General features: G+C 70.1%; 19 protein-coding genes. 10 read left to right on the forward strand and 9 right to left on the reverse strand.

Translation table 11 applies throughout. The features are described from left to right. Positions 1-63 precede the first annotated feature (63 nt). The gene (locus tag ACQUS8_RS05605; protein WP_435098167.1) at positions 64-804 is read left to right on the forward strand and encodes a helical backbone metal receptor; all 741 of its coding nucleotides are present in this window, start codon (positions 64-66) and stop codon (positions 802-804) included. A 25-nt stretch (positions 805-829) separates the two neighbouring features. Further along, positions 830-1,333: an inosine/xanthosine triphosphatase gene (gene yjjX, locus ACQUS8_RS05610; protein WP_435098170.1), complete on the forward strand. Its 504-nt coding sequence runs from the start codon at positions 830-832 to the stop codon at positions 1,331-1,333. On the opposite strand, the gene ACQUS8_RS05615 is transcribed toward yjjX, so the two are convergent. Next, positions 1,330-2,646, reverse strand: coding sequence for an APC family permease (locus tag ACQUS8_RS05615; protein WP_435098173.1), 1,317 nt, complete (start codon positions 2,644-2,646; stop codon positions 1,330-1,332). The genes yjjX and ACQUS8_RS05615 overlap by 4 nt on opposite strands. Before the next feature lie 118 nt (positions 2,647-2,764). Between ACQUS8_RS05615 and ACQUS8_RS05620 the strand changes: the two genes are divergently transcribed. Further along, positions 2,765-3,721, forward strand: a complete 957-nt coding sequence (locus ACQUS8_RS05620) for an LLM class flavin-dependent oxidoreductase (RefSeq protein ID WP_435098176.1) — start codon at positions 2,765-2,767, stop codon at positions 3,719-3,721. A 10-nt stretch (positions 3,722-3,731) separates the two neighbouring features. Further along, on the forward strand, positions 3,732-3,977 hold the full coding sequence (locus tag ACQUS8_RS05625; protein ID WP_435098179.1) for a hypothetical protein: 246 nt from the start codon (positions 3,732-3,734) through the stop codon (positions 3,975-3,977). A 28-nt stretch (positions 3,978-4,005) separates the two neighbouring features. Here ACQUS8_RS05625 and thsA read toward each other — a convergent pair whose 3' ends face one another. After that, entirely contained in the window at positions 4,006-5,574 is a 1,569-nt protein-coding gene (thsA, locus tag ACQUS8_RS05630) for a thermosome subunit alpha (protein WP_435098182.1), read from the reverse strand. Positions 5,575-5,679: 105 nt separating this feature from the next. On the opposite strand from thsA, the gene ACQUS8_RS05635 reads away from it, so the two are divergent. After that, the gene (locus ACQUS8_RS05635) at positions 5,680-6,501 is read left to right on the forward strand and encodes an amidohydrolase family protein (protein ID WP_435098185.1); all 822 of its coding nucleotides are present in this window, start codon (positions 5,680-5,682) and stop codon (positions 6,499-6,501) included. Here the strand turns inward: ACQUS8_RS05635 and ACQUS8_RS05640 are convergent. Then, positions 6,489-7,409 carry a glycosyltransferase family 2 protein gene (locus ACQUS8_RS05640; RefSeq protein WP_435098188.1) on the reverse strand — a complete coding sequence of 307 codons (921 nt, stop codon included), beginning with the start codon at positions 7,407-7,409 and terminating at the stop codon, positions 6,489-6,491. The two genes, ACQUS8_RS05635 and ACQUS8_RS05640, sit on opposite strands and share 13 nt — an antisense overlap. A 98-nt stretch (positions 7,410-7,507) precedes the next feature. Further along, on the reverse strand, positions 7,508-8,212 hold the full coding sequence (locus tag ACQUS8_RS05645; RefSeq protein WP_435098191.1) for a class I SAM-dependent methyltransferase: 705 nt from the start codon (positions 8,210-8,212) through the stop codon (positions 7,508-7,510). A 176-nt stretch (positions 8,213-8,388) separates the two neighbouring features. Here ACQUS8_RS05645 and ACQUS8_RS05650 point away from each other — a divergent pair, with 176 nt between their 5' ends. From ACQUS8_RS05650 to ACQUS8_RS05660, 3 genes are read left to right on the forward strand one after another with little or no spacing between them, the layout of a single operon-like run. Then, positions 8,389-8,658 carry a MarR family transcriptional regulator gene (locus ACQUS8_RS05650; protein ID WP_123074166.1) on the forward strand — a complete coding sequence of 90 codons (270 nt, stop codon included), beginning with the start codon at positions 8,389-8,391 and terminating at the stop codon, positions 8,656-8,658. Between the two features lie 60 nt (positions 8,659-8,718). Beyond that, positions 8,719-9,468: an MBL fold metallo-hydrolase gene (locus ACQUS8_RS05655; protein ID WP_435098195.1), complete on the forward strand. Its 750-nt coding sequence runs from the start codon at positions 8,719-8,721 to the stop codon at positions 9,466-9,468. Positions 9,469-9,504: 36 nt separating this feature from the next. Next, on the forward strand, positions 9,505-10,152 hold the full coding sequence (locus ACQUS8_RS05660; protein ID WP_435098198.1) for a YkgJ family cysteine cluster protein: 648 nt from the start codon (positions 9,505-9,507) through the stop codon (positions 10,150-10,152). 36 nt (positions 10,153-10,188) lie between these two features. Here ACQUS8_RS05660 and ACQUS8_RS05665 read toward each other — a convergent pair whose 3' ends face one another. The 3 genes from ACQUS8_RS05665 to ACQUS8_RS05675 form a co-directional block, all read right to left on the reverse strand. Further along, the gene (locus tag ACQUS8_RS05665; RefSeq protein ID WP_435098201.1) at positions 10,189-10,608 is read right to left on the reverse strand and encodes a TRAM domain-containing protein; all 420 of its coding nucleotides are present in this window, start codon (positions 10,606-10,608) and stop codon (positions 10,189-10,191) included. A gap of 61 nt (positions 10,609-10,669) precedes the next feature. Continuing rightward, positions 10,670-12,367 carry a radical SAM protein gene (locus ACQUS8_RS05670; protein WP_435098204.1) on the reverse strand — a complete coding sequence of 566 codons (1,698 nt, stop codon included), beginning with the start codon at positions 12,365-12,367 and terminating at the stop codon, positions 10,670-10,672. A 45-nt stretch (positions 12,368-12,412) separates the two neighbouring features. Next, positions 12,413-13,237 carry a DUF429 domain-containing protein gene (locus tag ACQUS8_RS05675; protein WP_435098207.1) on the reverse strand — a complete coding sequence of 275 codons (825 nt, stop codon included), beginning with the start codon at positions 13,235-13,237 and terminating at the stop codon, positions 12,413-12,415. Positions 13,238-13,357: 120 nt separating this feature from the next. Here ACQUS8_RS05675 and ACQUS8_RS05680 point away from each other — a divergent pair, with 120 nt between their 5' ends. After that, positions 13,358-13,516 (forward strand): DUF7559 family protein, encoded by a 159-nt coding sequence (locus ACQUS8_RS05680; protein WP_435098210.1) that lies wholly within the window; start codon positions 13,358-13,360, stop codon positions 13,514-13,516. Next, the gene (locus ACQUS8_RS05685) at positions 13,513-13,914 is read left to right on the forward strand and encodes an Hsp20/alpha crystallin family protein (RefSeq protein ID WP_435098213.1); all 402 of its coding nucleotides are present in this window, start codon (positions 13,513-13,515) and stop codon (positions 13,912-13,914) included. Before ACQUS8_RS05680 ends, ACQUS8_RS05685 begins: the two co-directional genes overlap by 4 nt. On the opposite strand, the gene ACQUS8_RS05690 is transcribed toward ACQUS8_RS05685, so the two are convergent. Together ACQUS8_RS05690 and ACQUS8_RS05695 are read right to left on the reverse strand one after the other, a co-directional pair. Next, positions 13,915-14,307, reverse strand: a complete 393-nt coding sequence (locus tag ACQUS8_RS05690) for a hypothetical protein (protein WP_435098216.1) — start codon at positions 14,305-14,307, stop codon at positions 13,915-13,917. A gap of 65 nt (positions 14,308-14,372) precedes the next feature. Further along, positions 14,373-15,446, reverse strand: a complete 1,074-nt coding sequence (locus ACQUS8_RS05695) for an NAD(P)/FAD-dependent oxidoreductase (protein WP_435098220.1) — start codon at positions 15,444-15,446, stop codon at positions 14,373-14,375. Positions 15,447-15,566 lie beyond the last annotated feature (120 nt).

The following is a 15,566-nucleotide window of genomic DNA, read 5'->3' on the forward strand; positions in this document are numbered from 1 at the left end:
ACTTAACGGTTCCGTAATAGACCGACAGCGGGATGTGCGAGCGGCGCACACTCGTGAACGTTCGTGAGAGTCTGCTCGCTCGCCCCCGCCGCGACGGCCACCGTCGTCGCCCTCGGTGGGTCCGCCGACCTCGTGGGTGTCACCCACAACGCCACCGTGGACGTGGACGCCCCGCCGGTCGGCGGGTGGCTGAACCCCGACTACGACCGCCTCGCCGACCTCGACCCGGACGTCGTCCTCACCGACGACCCGCTCCAGCGCGAGGTCCGCGACGAGTTGGAGGCACGCGGCTACACCGTCCACCACCACGAGCCGTCGCGCCTCGAGGACGTGCTCGCTGGGTTCTCGTCGCGCGGCGAGGCAATCGGCCGCGCGGCGGCGGGCGCGGAACTGGAGGCCGAGTGTCGCGAGCGCGTCGCGGCCGCCCGCGAGGTCGTCGCGGACGCGGAACGGCCTCGCGTCTACTGCGAGGAGTGGGACGACCCGCCGATGGCGGCGGGCAACTGGGTGCCGGACGCCGTCGCCGCGGCGGGCGGCGAGCACCTGCTCGTCCCGCCGGGCGAACGCTCCCGCGAGGTCGAGCAGGCGGCCGTCGAGGCCGCCGATCCCGACCACGTCGTCGCGCACTACTGCGGGCGCGGCGGCCGCGGGGAGCGCTCGCGGCCCGACTTCGACGCGCGCGGGTGGGCCGTCGACGCGGAGGTCCACGTCCTCGACGACGCGCTCCTCAACCAGCCGAGTCCCACGCTCGTCGAGGGCATCGAGGAACTCGCGCGCCGCCTCCACCCCGACCGGTTCGCTTAATCCGAAGACGAGTCGAGAGACGGGCATGCGAGTCGCGGTCGGCAGCGGGAACCCGGTGAAGCGTGCGGCGACTGAGCGAGTGCTCGGCGACGGCCACACGGTCGTCGCGGAGTCGGTGCCCTCGGGCGTGTCCGAACAGCCGTGGGGCGAGGCGGAAACCGTCGAGGGCGCGGCGAACCGCGCACGGCGGGCGCTCGCGGCGGGCGACTACGACCTCGGCGTCGGGCTGGAGGGCGGCGTCGCGCGTGTCGAACACATTGATGGGCTTTTCTTGACGATGTGGGCGGCCGTCACGGACGGCGAGCGCGTGGAGTACGGCGCCGGGCCGCGCCTGCGGCTCCCCGAATCGGTCGCGCGGCGCGTCGACGCCGGCGAGGAGCTGGGGCCGGTGATGGACGACGAGTACGACATGGAGAACGTCGCGGAGAACGAGGGCGCGGCGGGCGTCCTCACCGCCGGGGCGATGGACCGGACGAGCGCGCTCGAACACGCAGTCGCGGGCGCACTCGGGCCGTTCGTCGCCGACTAGAAGCGGTCCTCGGCGCGCTGCGCGGCGCGCGCGAGGCGAGTGCGCTCGAAGTAGGTGAGTTCGACGACGAAGACGGCGGCGAGCGAGAGCACGACGAAGCCGAACGTCTTCGGTTCGTGCGCGGCGAGGTGGTAGCAGAGCAGCGGCAGGAGGAGTGCGGCGCCGAGGACACCGACGAGCGGCGGGTAGGGCGAGACGCCGTCGGCGTCGCGTTCGGTGAACGCGATGGCGCTCATCGCGCCGAAGACGACGAGGAAGGAGACGGAGGCGAGCGACGTGATGCCGTCGAGCGTGCCGTAGACGGTGAGCCCGAGCGTGACGATGCCGAGCAGGAGGACGGTGCGCTGGGGGACGCCGTCGCCGTCGGCGTGGTCGGCGATGCGGTCCGGGAGGACCCCCTCGTCGGTCATCCCGTTCGCGAAGTGCGCGGCGGAGAAGAGCGTCGCGTTGATTGCGCTCCCCGTGGAGACGACGGCAGCGACACTGATGACGTCGTAGCCGAGCGACCCGAGAACCGGCTCGGCGGCCTTCGCGAGGGCAACCTCGCCGTACTGGGCGATTTGCGCGGGTGTGAGGAGGCTCGTCGTCGTGACGCCGACGAGGACGTAGGTGAGGACGGCGACGGGGATGGCGACGTAGACGGCGCGCGGGATGGTCCGCTCGGGGTCGGCGATGCTCCCCCGGTCGTAGAAGAGCAACTGCCAGCCCTGGAAGGCGACGAAGGAGACGCCGGCGGCGACGACAGGTGCGATACCCACCGCGCCGCCGAACCCGTAGTCGAGGAGGCCGCGACTGGAGCCGTAGAGCGCGGCGAGCGCACCGAAGCCGAGGAGGACGAGCATCTTCGCGGCGACGAGGACGTTCTCGGTGGTGCCGCTGGCGCGCGCGCCCATGCGGTTGAGCGCGACGAAGAACGCGACGGCGAGCGCGGAGACGAGCGGGCGCGCGGCGCCCCCGAGGACATCACGGAGGTTGAGGACGCCGACAGTGTACTCGCCGAAGGCGTAGGCGTACATCGCCATTGAGCCGATGTACCCGAAGAGCAGGGTCCAGCCGACCATCCCGGCGACGGTGGTGTTGTTCGTGTAGCGCTGGACGAACGTCACCGACCCGCCGGTGCGCCCGGAGACGGCGTTGAGCCTGTTGTAGGAGTAGCCCGCACAGAGCGCGACGACGCCGGCGACGACGAACGCGAGCCACGTCCGGGCGCCCGCGATTTTCGCGACGACGCCGAGGACGGAGAAGATGCCGCCCCCGATCATCCCCCCGAGTGCGATGGAGACGGCGGACGGCAGCCCGAGTCGTTCCGACATCGCGCGACAGTAGGGCCGGGCCGGTGTTAGGCGTGCGGGCTTCGACACCGGGGCGGGCACGCGACGACGGTCGCGCCGGCCCCGACAGCTAAATCCACACCATCCGTTAGCCCCGCGTATGCGCCTCGGCTACCACAACGCGTCCTTCCACTACCCCGAGCAGGACGACCCGTTCGACGGTGCGATGGCACTCGCGCGACGCCTCGAAGGCGCGGGCTTCGAGTGGTTCTCCGTCATGGACCACCTCTGGCAGCTCCCGTTCGTCGGCGTCCGCGACGAGCCGTTCTTCGACGCCTACACTACCCTCCCAGCGCTCGCCCGCGAGACGGAGACGATGGACCTCTCCGCGCTCGTGACGAGCCCGCACTACCGGAATCCGGCGATGCTCGGCCGTCAACTCGCGACACTCGACCACGCGAGCGACGGGCGCGCCGTCCTCGGCATCGGTGCCGGCTGGTTCCAGGAGGAGTACGAGGCCTACGGCTTCGAGTTCCCCGAGATTCCGACGCGCGTCCACCAACTCCGGGACACCGTGAACCTCGTCCGCGCGATGTGGACGGAGGAGTCGCCGGTCACCTTCGAGTCCGACTACCACGACGTCGAGGAACTCTACCTCGAACCGAAACCCGTGCAGGACGGCGGCCCCGACGTGCTGGTGGGCGGCGGCGGCGAGGACCTCACCCTGAAAGCCGTCGCGGACCTCGCCGACCGCTGGAACGTTCCGGGGGTGAGCCCGGAGACGTTCGCGCACAAACTCGACGTCCTGGAGGGGTACTGCGAGCGCTTCGGCACCGACTTCGACGCCATCGACAAGACGGTCCTCCAGACGGTCGTCATACGGGAGAACGAGGAGGACGCCCACGCCGTCTACGAGGACCTGCAGGGCGAGACGGCCGCCGCCGACCCGACGCCGCGCGGCGAGCACCGCGGCCTCGTGGGGACCGTCGAGCAGGTGAAGGAGGGAATCGACGAGTTCGAGGCGGAGGATGCCGAGATGGTGATCCTGCGCGCCGAGCGCAACGACCCCGAGACTATCGACCGACTCGTCGAGGACGTCGTCCCCGCGATGGGGTAGGGCGGCACCGATGAAGGACTACTGGGCCGTCGTCGGCGTCCTGTCTGTCGTTGGCGGCGCGTACATCGCGCTGAACCCATACGAGGAAGCGCGCACGCAGCTAGACGACATCACGGGCGAAGCGGGCAGCGGGACGCGAACCGACGACCGGGACGCCAGCGACCCACGAGCGGGCTACCTCCGGAAGGTCCGCGTACAGGGCGTCGCCATCGCCCTCATCGGCCTACTGGTCGCGGTGCTAGCGCTCACGACCTGAGCAGTCAAAGAAAGAACGGACGGGGCGGTTACTCGGCGGAGATGATGTCGTCGATGCGGGCGATCATCGTCGCGGCCTCGGTCGCGGAGCCGAGGGCTTCGCGCTTGACGGCCACGGGGTCGATGACGCCGTGCTCGACGGGGTCGGCGATTTCGCCGTGTTCGCCGCTGGTGATGAGGCCGGCGCGGCCCGACTCGTTGGCGGCGCGGAGGTCGACGAGCGCGTCGATGGGGTCCATCCCGGTGTTCTCGGCGAGGGTGCGCGGAAGGACGTCGAGGGCGTCCGCGAACGCCTCGGCGGCGAGTTGGGCGCGGCCCTCGATGCTCGCGGCCTCGCTGCGGATGCGGTCGGCGACGACGATTTCCGCACAGCCGGCGCCGGGGACGACGCCCTCCTCGTCGAGCGCGACGACGACGACGTCGACGGCGTCGCCGATAGCGCGTTCGAGTTCGCTGAGGACGTGGTCGGTGGAGCCACGGACGAGGAGCGTCACCGAGGAGGCGTCGGCGCCGCCCTCGATGAAGGTGAGCTCGTCCTCGCCGAAGCGCTCGACGTGGACGTGCTCGGCGGCCCCGAGGTCGGCGTCGTCGAGTTCGGTGACGTCGCCGGCGACCGTCGCGCCGGTGGCGTTCGCGATGTCGGAGACGTCGGATTTGGCCACGCTCTCGAGCGCGAGGATGCCCTCCTCGGCGAGGTAGGCGGCGACGCGGTCGTCGATGCTCTTCTGGGAGACGAGGACGTCGACGCCGGCGTCGCGGACGGCCTCGGCGTAGCGCCGGAGTTCGGACTCTTCAGCGTCGAGCGCGGCGTTGAGTTGGTCGACGCTCGTGATGTTGTACTCGACGTCCGCGTTCGCCTCGCGGGTCTCGAGTTCGGTGTTGATGACGGCGACGGTGGCGTCCGCGACGTCGCGGGGCATGTCGTCGCGGACGGGTTCCTTGTCCGCGATGATGCCCTCGACGAGTTCGGTGGCGCTGGAGGCGGCGCCGACCTGCGTGTGGACGCGGACGTCGTCGCGGTTTGCGCCCTCCTCGCCCTCGACGTGGCGGACGGCTTCGACGACGAGGTCGGCGAGGGCGTCGGCGTTCACGTCGCCGGTACCCTTCCCGGTCATGGAGGTGGCGGCGACCGTCCGGAGGAGGGCGTCGTCAAGCTCCTCCTCGAGCACGAGGTCCTCGAGGGCCTCGTAGCCGATGTCGCGCGCGGCGGCGTAGCCCTCGACGATGGTGGTCGGGTGGACGTCCTGGCCGAGGAGGTCTTCGGCCTTCGCGAGGAGTTGGCCGGCGAGGACGGAGGCGGTGGTGGTGCCGTCGCCGACCTCGCTCTCCTGGGTCTGGGCGACTTCGACGAGCATCTGCGCGGCGGGATGCTCGATGTCCATCTCCTCGAGGATGGTGACGCCGTCGTTCGTGATGACGACTTCACCGGTCGAGTCGACGAGCATCTTGTCCATCCCGCGGGGGCCGAGCGTGGTCCGGACGGATTCCGCGACGGCCTTCCCGGCGGAGATGTTCGACGTCTGCGCGTCCTGCCCCGACGTTCGTTCGGAGTCGTCGCCGAGGACGAAGACCGGGTTACCCATTCCCTGATACGACATACAGTCGTCTGATGGTTAGCGGTTCTATATATAGTTTTCGCAGCGAGTGACGCGACGGGGCGATCCGACCGGTAGGGAGAAATATCGGCGCGGCAACCCTACTGCATGCTCGAACTCGAGCACGGGTTCCGCGCCGTCGACGTCCACGCCCGTCTCGGCGTCGACCCCGGTACGCCGCCGGACGGCCCCCGCCTCGACGCCGAAGCCCTCGAACGCCACCTCCACCAGGCGGGCATCGTCAAGGCCGCCGTCTTCGCACACGCCACTGGCGCCGACGGTTACCTCCGCGCGAACAACGCCGTCGCCCGCCACGCCATCGACCGGCCGTTTGTCGCGCTCGCCCGCCTCGACGGGCCCCGCGACCCCGCGACCTCCGTCGGGTCGCGACTGCGCAACCGCCTCAGCGACCGCGCCGACCACCACGCCGCGCCCGACGACGTCGAACGCTACGCCTACGGCGACCGTTTTCGCGGATTTCGCCTCGATCCGCATATCGACGGTCTCCCCGACGCCGCGACGCTCGACGCCGTCGCCGACGCCGAGTTGCCCGTCTTCGCCCACGGCGGCCGCGGGTTCACCCCCGAGATGGCCGCCGAGTCGCTCCTCGAGCGTGGCGTCACCGTCGTTCAGAGCCACTTCGGCGGCCACCCGCTCGACCGCTCGGGGATGGACGACGCGCTCGCGTTGCTTGACGAGTACGACCACTACTACCTCGACACGAGCGCCGTCCGCTATCGGGACCTGCTCGAACGCGCGCTCCGCGAACACCCGGACCGCGTCCTCTTCGGGAGCGGCGCACCCGACGTCCACCCGAACGTCGCCGTCATGGAACTGTTGACGCTCGACGTCCCCGAGGACGCGATGGCGCGCGCGTTCGACGCGAACCCCCGCCGGGTCCTCCCCGCGCTCGGCGCTCAGGACTCGTAGCGCGACATCGCACGGTCCATCCGCGAGGACGCGCCGTTGGGGTTCCGGCGCGGCGAGCGGTCCTGCCGGCGCGCCGCGAGGCCGTCCTCGACGCCCGCGACGACGTTCGTCACGACCGCGCGCCCGTTGCGCACCCACGAGGAGAGCGCCTCGTCGCCGCCGACCACGCGCAACGCCGCGTCCTTCGCGTCCGAGAGCGCGTGCCGGGCCGCGCGCCACGCGACGCTCGCGCGCAGGCCGTAGTTCTTCGCGAGGCGATAGCCGAGCGCGCGGTACTTCAGCCCCCACGCGGGCACGTCGGAGTCGTCCGCCATCCGGTCGGCGACGTCGTCGCCGTCCGTCCGCAACACCGCGAACGCGGGCGTCCACGTCACCTCGTACTCCATCCCGGCGAGCCGATGGGCGGCGTCGCGCGCCGCGCCCGTCTCCAGATACTCGTCGAAGCCGTCGAGCGCCTCCAGGACCTCGCGGCGGAACGCGACGTTCCCGCCGTCGAAGTAGGTGACGTCGCGGCCCGCGATGTCGTCCTCCTCGCAGGCTTCGGTGGTGACGCCGCCCGACACCGAGCGGTGGACGGGGCCAGCGACGACGTCCGCACCGCCCGCGATGGCTCCGTCGAGCGCGTCGAACCACCCCTCGCGAATCACGGAGCCGTGACTGACGAACGCGACGACATCGCCGTGTGCGGCCGCGAATCCGGCGTTCCGCGAGGCGTTCAGGTTCCGCTCGGGGAGTTCGAGAAGGACGTCGGCGGCCGGGTGGTCGCGGACGAGCCCGGACGTCCCGTCGCTCGACGGCCCGTTGACGACGAGCACCTCGGCGTCCGGGAGGCGTGCGCCGAGCGCGTCGAGTGCGCGCGCGAGTCTGTCGCGCGCGTTCAGGGTGGGGACGACCACCGACAACTGCATACGCACCACCGAACGGGTCTGCGCGTAAAAACACCACGGGAAACGACGGTCAGTGAGCCGCCAGTGAGCGCGCCACAAACGGCCGCGTCAGACGCTCGTTAGACGTGCGCGTGCCAGTAGGAGACGGAGGCGACGGCGTCACCGACGGGTGACTCGCCGACGGCGGTGTCGACGTCACGAATCGGGTCGGCGAGCCAGCTCGGGAGCTTCCGGTAGAAGCCGTAGGGGAGGACGAAGTCGTGGTCGGCGTTCCGGAGCGTGAGGCCCGCGCTCGCGATGAGGTCCTCGACTTCGGCACCGGAGTAAAGCCGTGACCCCATCGGAAGGAGCCAGTTGTACACCGAGCGCGTGCTGTAGCGGTTGAAGGTGTCGAAGAAGACGTGGTCCTTCGAGACGCGCGCCATCTCGCTGAGGAACTTCGCGGGCGTGTCGGCGAGGTGGAAGAAGCGCATCGCGAAGACGGCGTCGAAGTAGTCGTCGGGGAACGGGAGGCGCGCCGCGTCGCCGCGCATGAACTCGAGGTTGTCGTCGACGCCGGCACTCCGCGCTTTTGCGCGGCCCTCCTGGAGCATCGCCGCCGAGATGTCCATGCCGGTGATGTCGGCGCCCCGCTGGGCGCAGAGGACGGTGAACCGGCCGGTCCCGCACGCCACTTCGAGCACCCGCTTCCCCTCGAGGGGTGCGAGGGCGTCAAGAACGGCCTCCTTCTCGCGACGGTCGATGAGTCGGCCGCCGCCGGAGAAGCGTTTGTCCTCGTACTCCTCGGCGACTTCGGCGGCCTGATACCACTCCTGTCCCTTCACGGTCTATGTGTTCTACTTCGGTCGGGAAATAAAACGATACTGGATACGTCCCGCCGGTGACGCCTCAGCACCCCGGCCGCCGACGGGGAGCCCTACGTATGGTACATTATATCGTTTAAGGTGTATATTCACAGGAAGGGCTAACCTTTATCTACAGGCGTGTGCGATTCTCTCGCATGAGTACGACGGCAGAGCAGCGTCAATCACCCATCAAGAACGACGAGGAGTTCCGCGAGCGCCTGCGCGAACTCCCGCCGAGCGCGAAGCTCGTCGCGAAAGTCCTCGAAACGGACGCACCACTCTCGCAGGGCCAACTCGCCGAGGAGTCCCTGCTCCCCGACCGGACGGTCCGATACGCGCTCAACCGGCTGGACGAGGCCGACCTCGTCGACTCCCGGTACAGTTTCCGCGACGCGCGAAAGCAAGTCTACTTCCTCGACCACTGAACGAGCGCCGCCGCCGAGCCACAGCCCATACGGTGGTCTGGGTCCACGAGAGCAGTACTAATGGTCGCCATCCGGCGCGTCCCCGTCCCCGTCGACGCCCCCGTTCCGACCGGCACGACGAACAGTTACGTCGCCGGCGACGCGCTCGTCGACCCCGCCGCGCGCACCGCGCGCCTCGACGACCTCGTCGCTGAGGCCGACGTCGCGCACATCGTCTGCACGCACACCCATCCCGACCACGTCGGCGCCGTCGCGCACTACGCCGAGGCGACGGACGCGACCGTCTGGGCGCACGCGCCACACGCCGAGCGCTTCGAGCGCGCGACCGGCGTCGCACCCGACCGGATGTTCCGCGAGAGCGCGTCGGTCGGCCCGCTCGACGTCGTGGCGACCCCCGGCCACGCACCCGACCACGTCGCGTTCGCGTGTGACGACGCTTACCTCGTCGGCGATCTCGCGCGCGCCGACGGGAGCGTCGCCATCGGCGCCGACGGCGACATGCGCGCCTACCTCACCAGCCTCCGCCGCCTCTACACCCGAGATCCCGACCGACTCTATCCCGGCCACGGCGCGCCGATAGACCGCCCGCGCGAGCGGCTCGCCGCCCTCCTCGCACACCGCCGGGAGCGCGAAGCGCGCGTCCTGCAGGCCGTCGACACGGGGGCGGCGACGCTCGACGAGGTCGTGGACGCGGCCTACGACGCCGACCTCACGGACGTCCGCGAGCACGCGACAGCGACCGTCGCCGCGCACCTCGACAAACTTGCCGTCGAGGGCCGCGTCGCCCGGGCGTGGCGCGACGCTCGGTAGCGGGTGGCTTTTGGCGCTCCCGGTCTGATTCTCAGTATGGAGCGCCTCGAAGACGAACTCGAACGCGCGCGCACCCTCGACGTCGCCGACCTCGCGGACGCCATCGAGGCGATCGGCTTCGAGTGCACGCGCTGTGGCGGGTGCTGTAAGGGCCTCGACGACGAGCACACCGCGACCGTGTTCCCCGACGAGGTGCGCGAACTGGAGGCCGCCGAAGAGTTGGAGTGGCGCGACGTCGCGCGCCCGATGCCGTTCGGGCTTGATGCTGATGGGCACGGCGAGACGTTCGAGTGGGCCCTCCAGACGGACGACTGCGGGGACTGCACCTTCTACGAGGAGGGCGACGAACCACGGAGCGGTGCCTGCACCGTCCACGACCACCGCCCGCTCATCTGTCGCACCTATCCGTTCTCGGTGGCGCTCGGCGGCACCAGCCAGCCGATGGGCGAGGCCGTCGACGAGGAGGGGATGGTGCGTGCCCACGAGTGCGAGGGACTCGGACGCGACATCTCGCGCGCGGACGCCGAGGAGCTCGCAGCGGCGCTGAAGGAGCGTGCCGTCACAGAGTTGGAGGAGGCGATCGACGTCCGGGACAGCTACGCGCCCGTCGACGCCGGCCCCGAGGAGACGGTCGTCCACGACTCCGAGGGCGCGAAGCGCGCGGACGGGACGCCGTACCGCTAACGGAGCGTCCGTTCCCGAAAGAAGAACCGAGAGGCGCTACTCTTCGTCGGCGTCCTCGTCGATGATTTCGCCGACGGCGAAGTTCGACTTCACTTCAGTAATTTCGATTTTGACGCGCTCGCCGACGTCCGCGCCGGGCACGATGATGACGTAGCCGCGCTCGACGCGTGCGATGCCGTCGCCCTGCTTGCCGATGTCCTCGATTTCGACGTACCGGATTTCGCCCTCCTCGACCGGGGGCTGTGGGCCTTCGGAGGCGGCGGACGTCCCGGTGGAGGCCGTGGCTGTGGCCTCGGACTCGCCCTCGTCGCGCTCGATGAGCGCGACGCGATAGACGTCGCCCGGTTCGATCGAGCCCTTCTCGACTTCGCTAGTGGGGACGCGAACGACGTACTCGTCGTCGCTGACGGTGACTTCGGCGTTGAACAGACAAAGGAGTTTCTCGGAGATTTCCACTGTAAGACCCTCTGTGGGCGTATCGGTATCGTCCGTTATAATTCTAGCCCCACTGAGCGCGTCAGCCGCGCATGAATCGGGTGAGGTCGGCGTCGCCGGGGACGTCGCGCGCGGACTCGTAGGGTCGGTTGACGACGATGTCGCCCGCGGTGCCCGTCCCGACGCCGGGAATCGCGGTGAGTTCGTCCATGGAGGCGTCGTTCACGTCGAGCGGGTAGGGGACGCCGGTGACGGAGCGATAGCCGTGGTCGGTGATGGCGACGTCCGTGACCGTGCCGAGTTCGCGCTCGCCGGGAACGGCGACGAGGAGCGCGTACGTCCCGAGCGAGCGCCCGAACGTCTTGCCGTCCTGGTGGTACTCGAAGTGGACGTCCTCCAGGACGGTGCCGGGCGGGCAGACGCGCTCGAGCATCGGCTGGTCGACGTCCTCGCGGACCGCCGTCTTGTACTGCTTGAAACGCTTCTTGTTCGCCTTCGCGACGTCGGCGCCGGTCTCGGCCATCTCGGTGCCCTCGAAGGCCATCACCTGCCGGATGTTGATGCGCCGGAGCATCAGCCCCTCATCGTAGACGCGCTCGAGGAAGCGCTTGTTGTGCTCGTAGGTCTCCGGGCGCTCGCCCTTCAAGCCGTGCAGGAGGTTGATGCCGGGGAGGAGTTTCGGGAGCCGGTCGACGTCGTCGCCCGTGGAGGGGCCGACTTTCTCCGATTCGCCGGGGCGCCAGCCGCCCTCCTCGTTGACGACGCGGACGGCCTCCAGACACTCGTCGGCCGTGACGAGGAGGTTGTTCTCCTCCTGGACGACGGGGTCGGCGGACTCGAGGCCGAACGCCGCCGTGTCGCCGGGCGTGTTGTGCTCGGCGATGACCCGGATGGCTTCCCGCGATTTTTCGGGGTAGTCGACGATGGTTACCGGGTTCATGTTGTCGAGGTGGAGCGTACCGAGGTCCGGCACCACCTCGCGGATACCCTCGTAGAGTTCGCGGAGGGCGTCCGGGTTCGGGGCTTCGCCGTCCCCGCCGTAGGCGAGGATGTCGGCCTGTCGGCCGATGCGGAAGTCGTTCACACCCGAGTCGGCGAGCGCGGCGACCTCGGAGACGACGGAGTCCGGCGTCCGGAAGTCCGGGTCGCCGTACATCGGCTCCGTGCAGAACGAACACCGGTAGGCACACCCACGGGAGGTCTCGAGTTCGGCGATGAGGTAGTCGGGATGGTTCGGATGTTGCTCGACGACGAACGCGCCTCGTTCGGCCCAGCGGTCGAGTTCCTCGTTGTCGCGATAGCGGTCCTCGAAGCCCTCCAGCCCGCTCGCGACGAGGTCGTGGGCGGCGGCCTCGACGTCCGCCATCGCGAGGAAGTCGAAGTCGAGGTCGTCGCGCGCCATGTCCTGTGCGCCCGCGTTCTCCTCGCCGACGCCGAAGCGAATCGGCCCACCCATCAGCGAGGTGCCGTCGGCGGTCCACGCGAGCTCGCGGACCTCGTCGGGCTCGGCGGGCGTCCCGCCGACGTACTTCCCGGGGACGGTCATGCCACCGAGGTAGATCATCAGGTCGGCCTGCTCGACGTCCAGCCAGCGGTCGCGCTCCTCGCGCAGGGCGTCGATGGTGTGATAGGTGATTTGGGAGGCGGGGACGCCCGCGTCGACGAGCGCGCCGGCGGTGTAGCGTGGATACGTGGAGATGTAGGGCGGCACGCCGAAGTGTGCCGGTTCGTCGACGTAGCCGTCCACGATGGTCACGTCGAGAGCCGCAGGGTCGGTCATAGGCGCGAAGAAGGGTTCGAGGCGTAAAAGCGCGGCTCTACCGACTCAGACGTAGATGTGACCCTCAATCGGGTCGTAGTCCGCTCCGGGGTCGTAGCCGTCCTCTCGGGCGTGCGCCGCCGCAATCGCACAGAGGACGGCGTCGAGCGCGTCGCCCTCCTCGTCCTGCTTCACGGTCTCGCGGAGGGCGTCGCGGTCCTCGTACTCGATGGCGGTACAGCGCTCGATGCCGTCGAAGTTCCGCGCGCGCTTGTTCGCCGCCGACCGGTCGTCGCCCGTGTAGCCCTCCCGGAAGAGCGCGTAATGGTCGAGGACGCCCGCGGGATACGTCTCGCAGACGTGCGGGCCCGTCTCGCTCGCGCCGTCGGCGTCGACGCCCGCCATCGGCTCGACGGGGACGCCGCGCTCGCGGAGGGGTGCGAGGACGTCCCGAATCCCGTAGAACGTCTGGTTCTGCACGACGAAGTGGTACGGGGAGAGCGCGTCGACGCGCTCGTCCGTCTCGCGGCGCTCGTGCGTGCCGTCCGCGGCCTCTAGGCAGGATTCGCGGAAGTCCTCGGGGTCGGCGAAGCGCTCGCCGAAGCGCGCGCAAAAGTCCGTCCAGTCGTCCGCCTCGACGAAGTCGGCGGGGAGGCCGAACGGGAAGTCGAGGCCGACGGCGGCCGCGTCGCTCCCCGCGAGGAAGTCGACGAGCGCCTCGTGGACCGCCGCGCGCTCGGTGACGCCGAAGCGCTCGCTCGCCGGCTCGACCCGGTCGACGACGAGCGCGTCCCCCTCATCGCGCGCGCTCGCCACCCAGACTTTCTCCCCCGCGCGTTCCGCCCCGCTGAAGTCGATACCGTAGATATCGTAGCCCATCTCCGAACCCATTCGTGAACGCTCCGTGAGTTCGCCGGCCGCCCTTACAAAAACCCTCGCTCTCCGAGTCGAGTGTCGGCCGACACCACCGTAGCCCGCGTGTTTATTGCGGGCGCACCCGAACGCCCGGGTATGCCCGCGACGATGGAAGTCACGTGCACGGACGACGCGTGCGAACTCGACATGGCGGAACTCCACTTCACCTACGACATGCCCGACGACGTCACCGCGTCGGACTTCCAGTGTCCGTACTGTGGGGGAACGGACTGCCTCGAAGAAATCGAACTGTGAGTGACCCGCGCGCGTACGGCGAGGCCGCGACGCGCGCCGTCCTGAAGCGGATCGGCCGCGCCGCGAGTCGCCTGCAGGCGACCACGCCGCTCGCCGCCGACGTCCTCGAGAGCGACGAGGCGTTCCTCGTCGTCTTCGACGCGCCCGGCGTGGAGCCGCGCGACGCCGAGGTCGAGGCGGACGAGACCGGCGTCACGGTCCACCTCGACCGCTTTCGGAACTACCGCGAGGGATTCGAGACGCTCTTCGCGGGGCGCGCGCTCTCCCTCGAGGGGCGCGCCGATCTCCCCGAGGGCGCCGTCGTCGACCCGGAGGACGCCCGCGCACGCCTCGACGAGGACGGCACGCTCTCCGTCTTCGTGCCGAAAGCCGAACGCGTGCCGGTCGGCGAGGAATAGTCAGGCCTCGAGCGCGACGAAGTCGACGTCGTGCTCGAGCATGTACTCCCGGAACGCCCCGACGACCTCAGGGAGAAGCGGGAGGACACCGCGGTCGAACGCCGCGACGGCGACGTACTCGCCGACGAAGCCCGTGAAGAGGATTTTGTCGTCCGCGACCTTGATTAGCTGGTTGACGTTCTCCGCGTCCATCAGTTTCTCGTAGGTCTCGCGCGCGACGAGTGCGTCGAGTTCCGAGTCGACTTCGCGGCGCCGGAACTCGTCCCACTCGACGTCGTCGCGGACGTAGAGCGCGTCGACAGTCCGCTCCGCCGGGTCCGCCCCCGCGAAGTATCGGAGTTTCTCGCCAGCGTGCTCGGCGGTGATGTCCGCCATGTCCTCCAGGACGTCCATAGCGGAGGCGAGACGCGCGCACGACCTAAAACCACTCACTGACGGTTCGGCCGGTCGGCGACACCTCAGGCGTCGCCCGCCCCGAACCGCGTCGGGTCGAACGGCCCGACGCCGTCGCGCTCCCCGAGCACCTGCAGGGCGAGGCGTTCGCCGAGCGCCGGCGCGCGCATGAAGCCGTGACCGCCCCAGCCGGCACCGATGTAGAGGCCGTCCGCGAGTTCGCCGAGCAACGGGTCGTTGTCCGGCGTGCCCGCGCAGACGCCCGCCCACGAGCGCGAGAGTGGGACGTCCGCGTTCACGAGGCGGCGGCGAAGCCGCCGGCGCGTCTCCTCGCGGAACCAGTCGTCCGTCGCCTCCGCGAAGTCGTCCGGGTCCGCCTCGCCGTCCGTGACGCCGTCGCCCGCGAGCAGCCCCTCCGGGTGCGGACGGACGTAGTACTCCTCGTCCGCGTCGTAGAAGATGGGGACGCTCGGGCCGCCCGCGACGAGCGCCTGCACGCGATACGGGCGGAGCGGAACCGACACCGCGACGTCCGCGAGCACGCGCTTTGTCCACGCCCCCGCCGTCACGACGACGGCGTCGTAGGCCGTGTCGTTCACACGCGGCGGGTCGAGCGCGACCGATGCGGGCGTCTCCGAGTGGAGCGTCGCGCCCGCCTCGCGGACCTTCCGGACGAGCAATGCGACGTACGCCGACGGGTCGGCGACGCCGGCCGTCCGGGCGATGGCGCCCACCGCGATGTCGTCCACGCGGAGGACGGGGAACTCGCGGCGGATGTCGTCGCTCTCGACGAGTTCGACCTCGCGGCCGTGGTGTCGCATCCGCTCGGCCTGCTCGCGTATCGCCGCGGCGCTCGCGCCGCCGTCGGTCGTGAACCAGAGGTAGGGCGCGGGCGTGAGCCGGAAGTCGCGCTCGCCGGAGAACTCCCGGAAGCGCTCGATGGCACGCTCGGCGAGCGCGACGTCGACGTCCTCCGCGTAGGCGTCGTAGACGATACCGGCGGCGCGCTCCGTGCTCCCCGACCCGAACGCGCCGCGGTCGAACACCTCGACGTGCGCGCCGCGCGTCGCGAGGTCGTACGCCGTCGTGAGCCCGACCGCGCCGCCGCCGACGACGGCGACGCGCGTCCGCGTCGTCATCGCCACCGCGTCGTCGGCGGTCGTTCGTGTCCGTACATACTCGCAGGACGCACGGCCGGCCACTTCAACCCGTGTGACCGAACCCGGAAGGTGAGAAATCGGGCCGTGAGAGGACTCACC

Origin of the sequence: Halarchaeum sp. P4 (genome assembly GCF_051195175.1) — an archaeon.
Taxonomy (GTDB): domain Archaea; phylum Halobacteriota; class Halobacteria; order Halobacteriales; family Halobacteriaceae; genus Halarchaeum.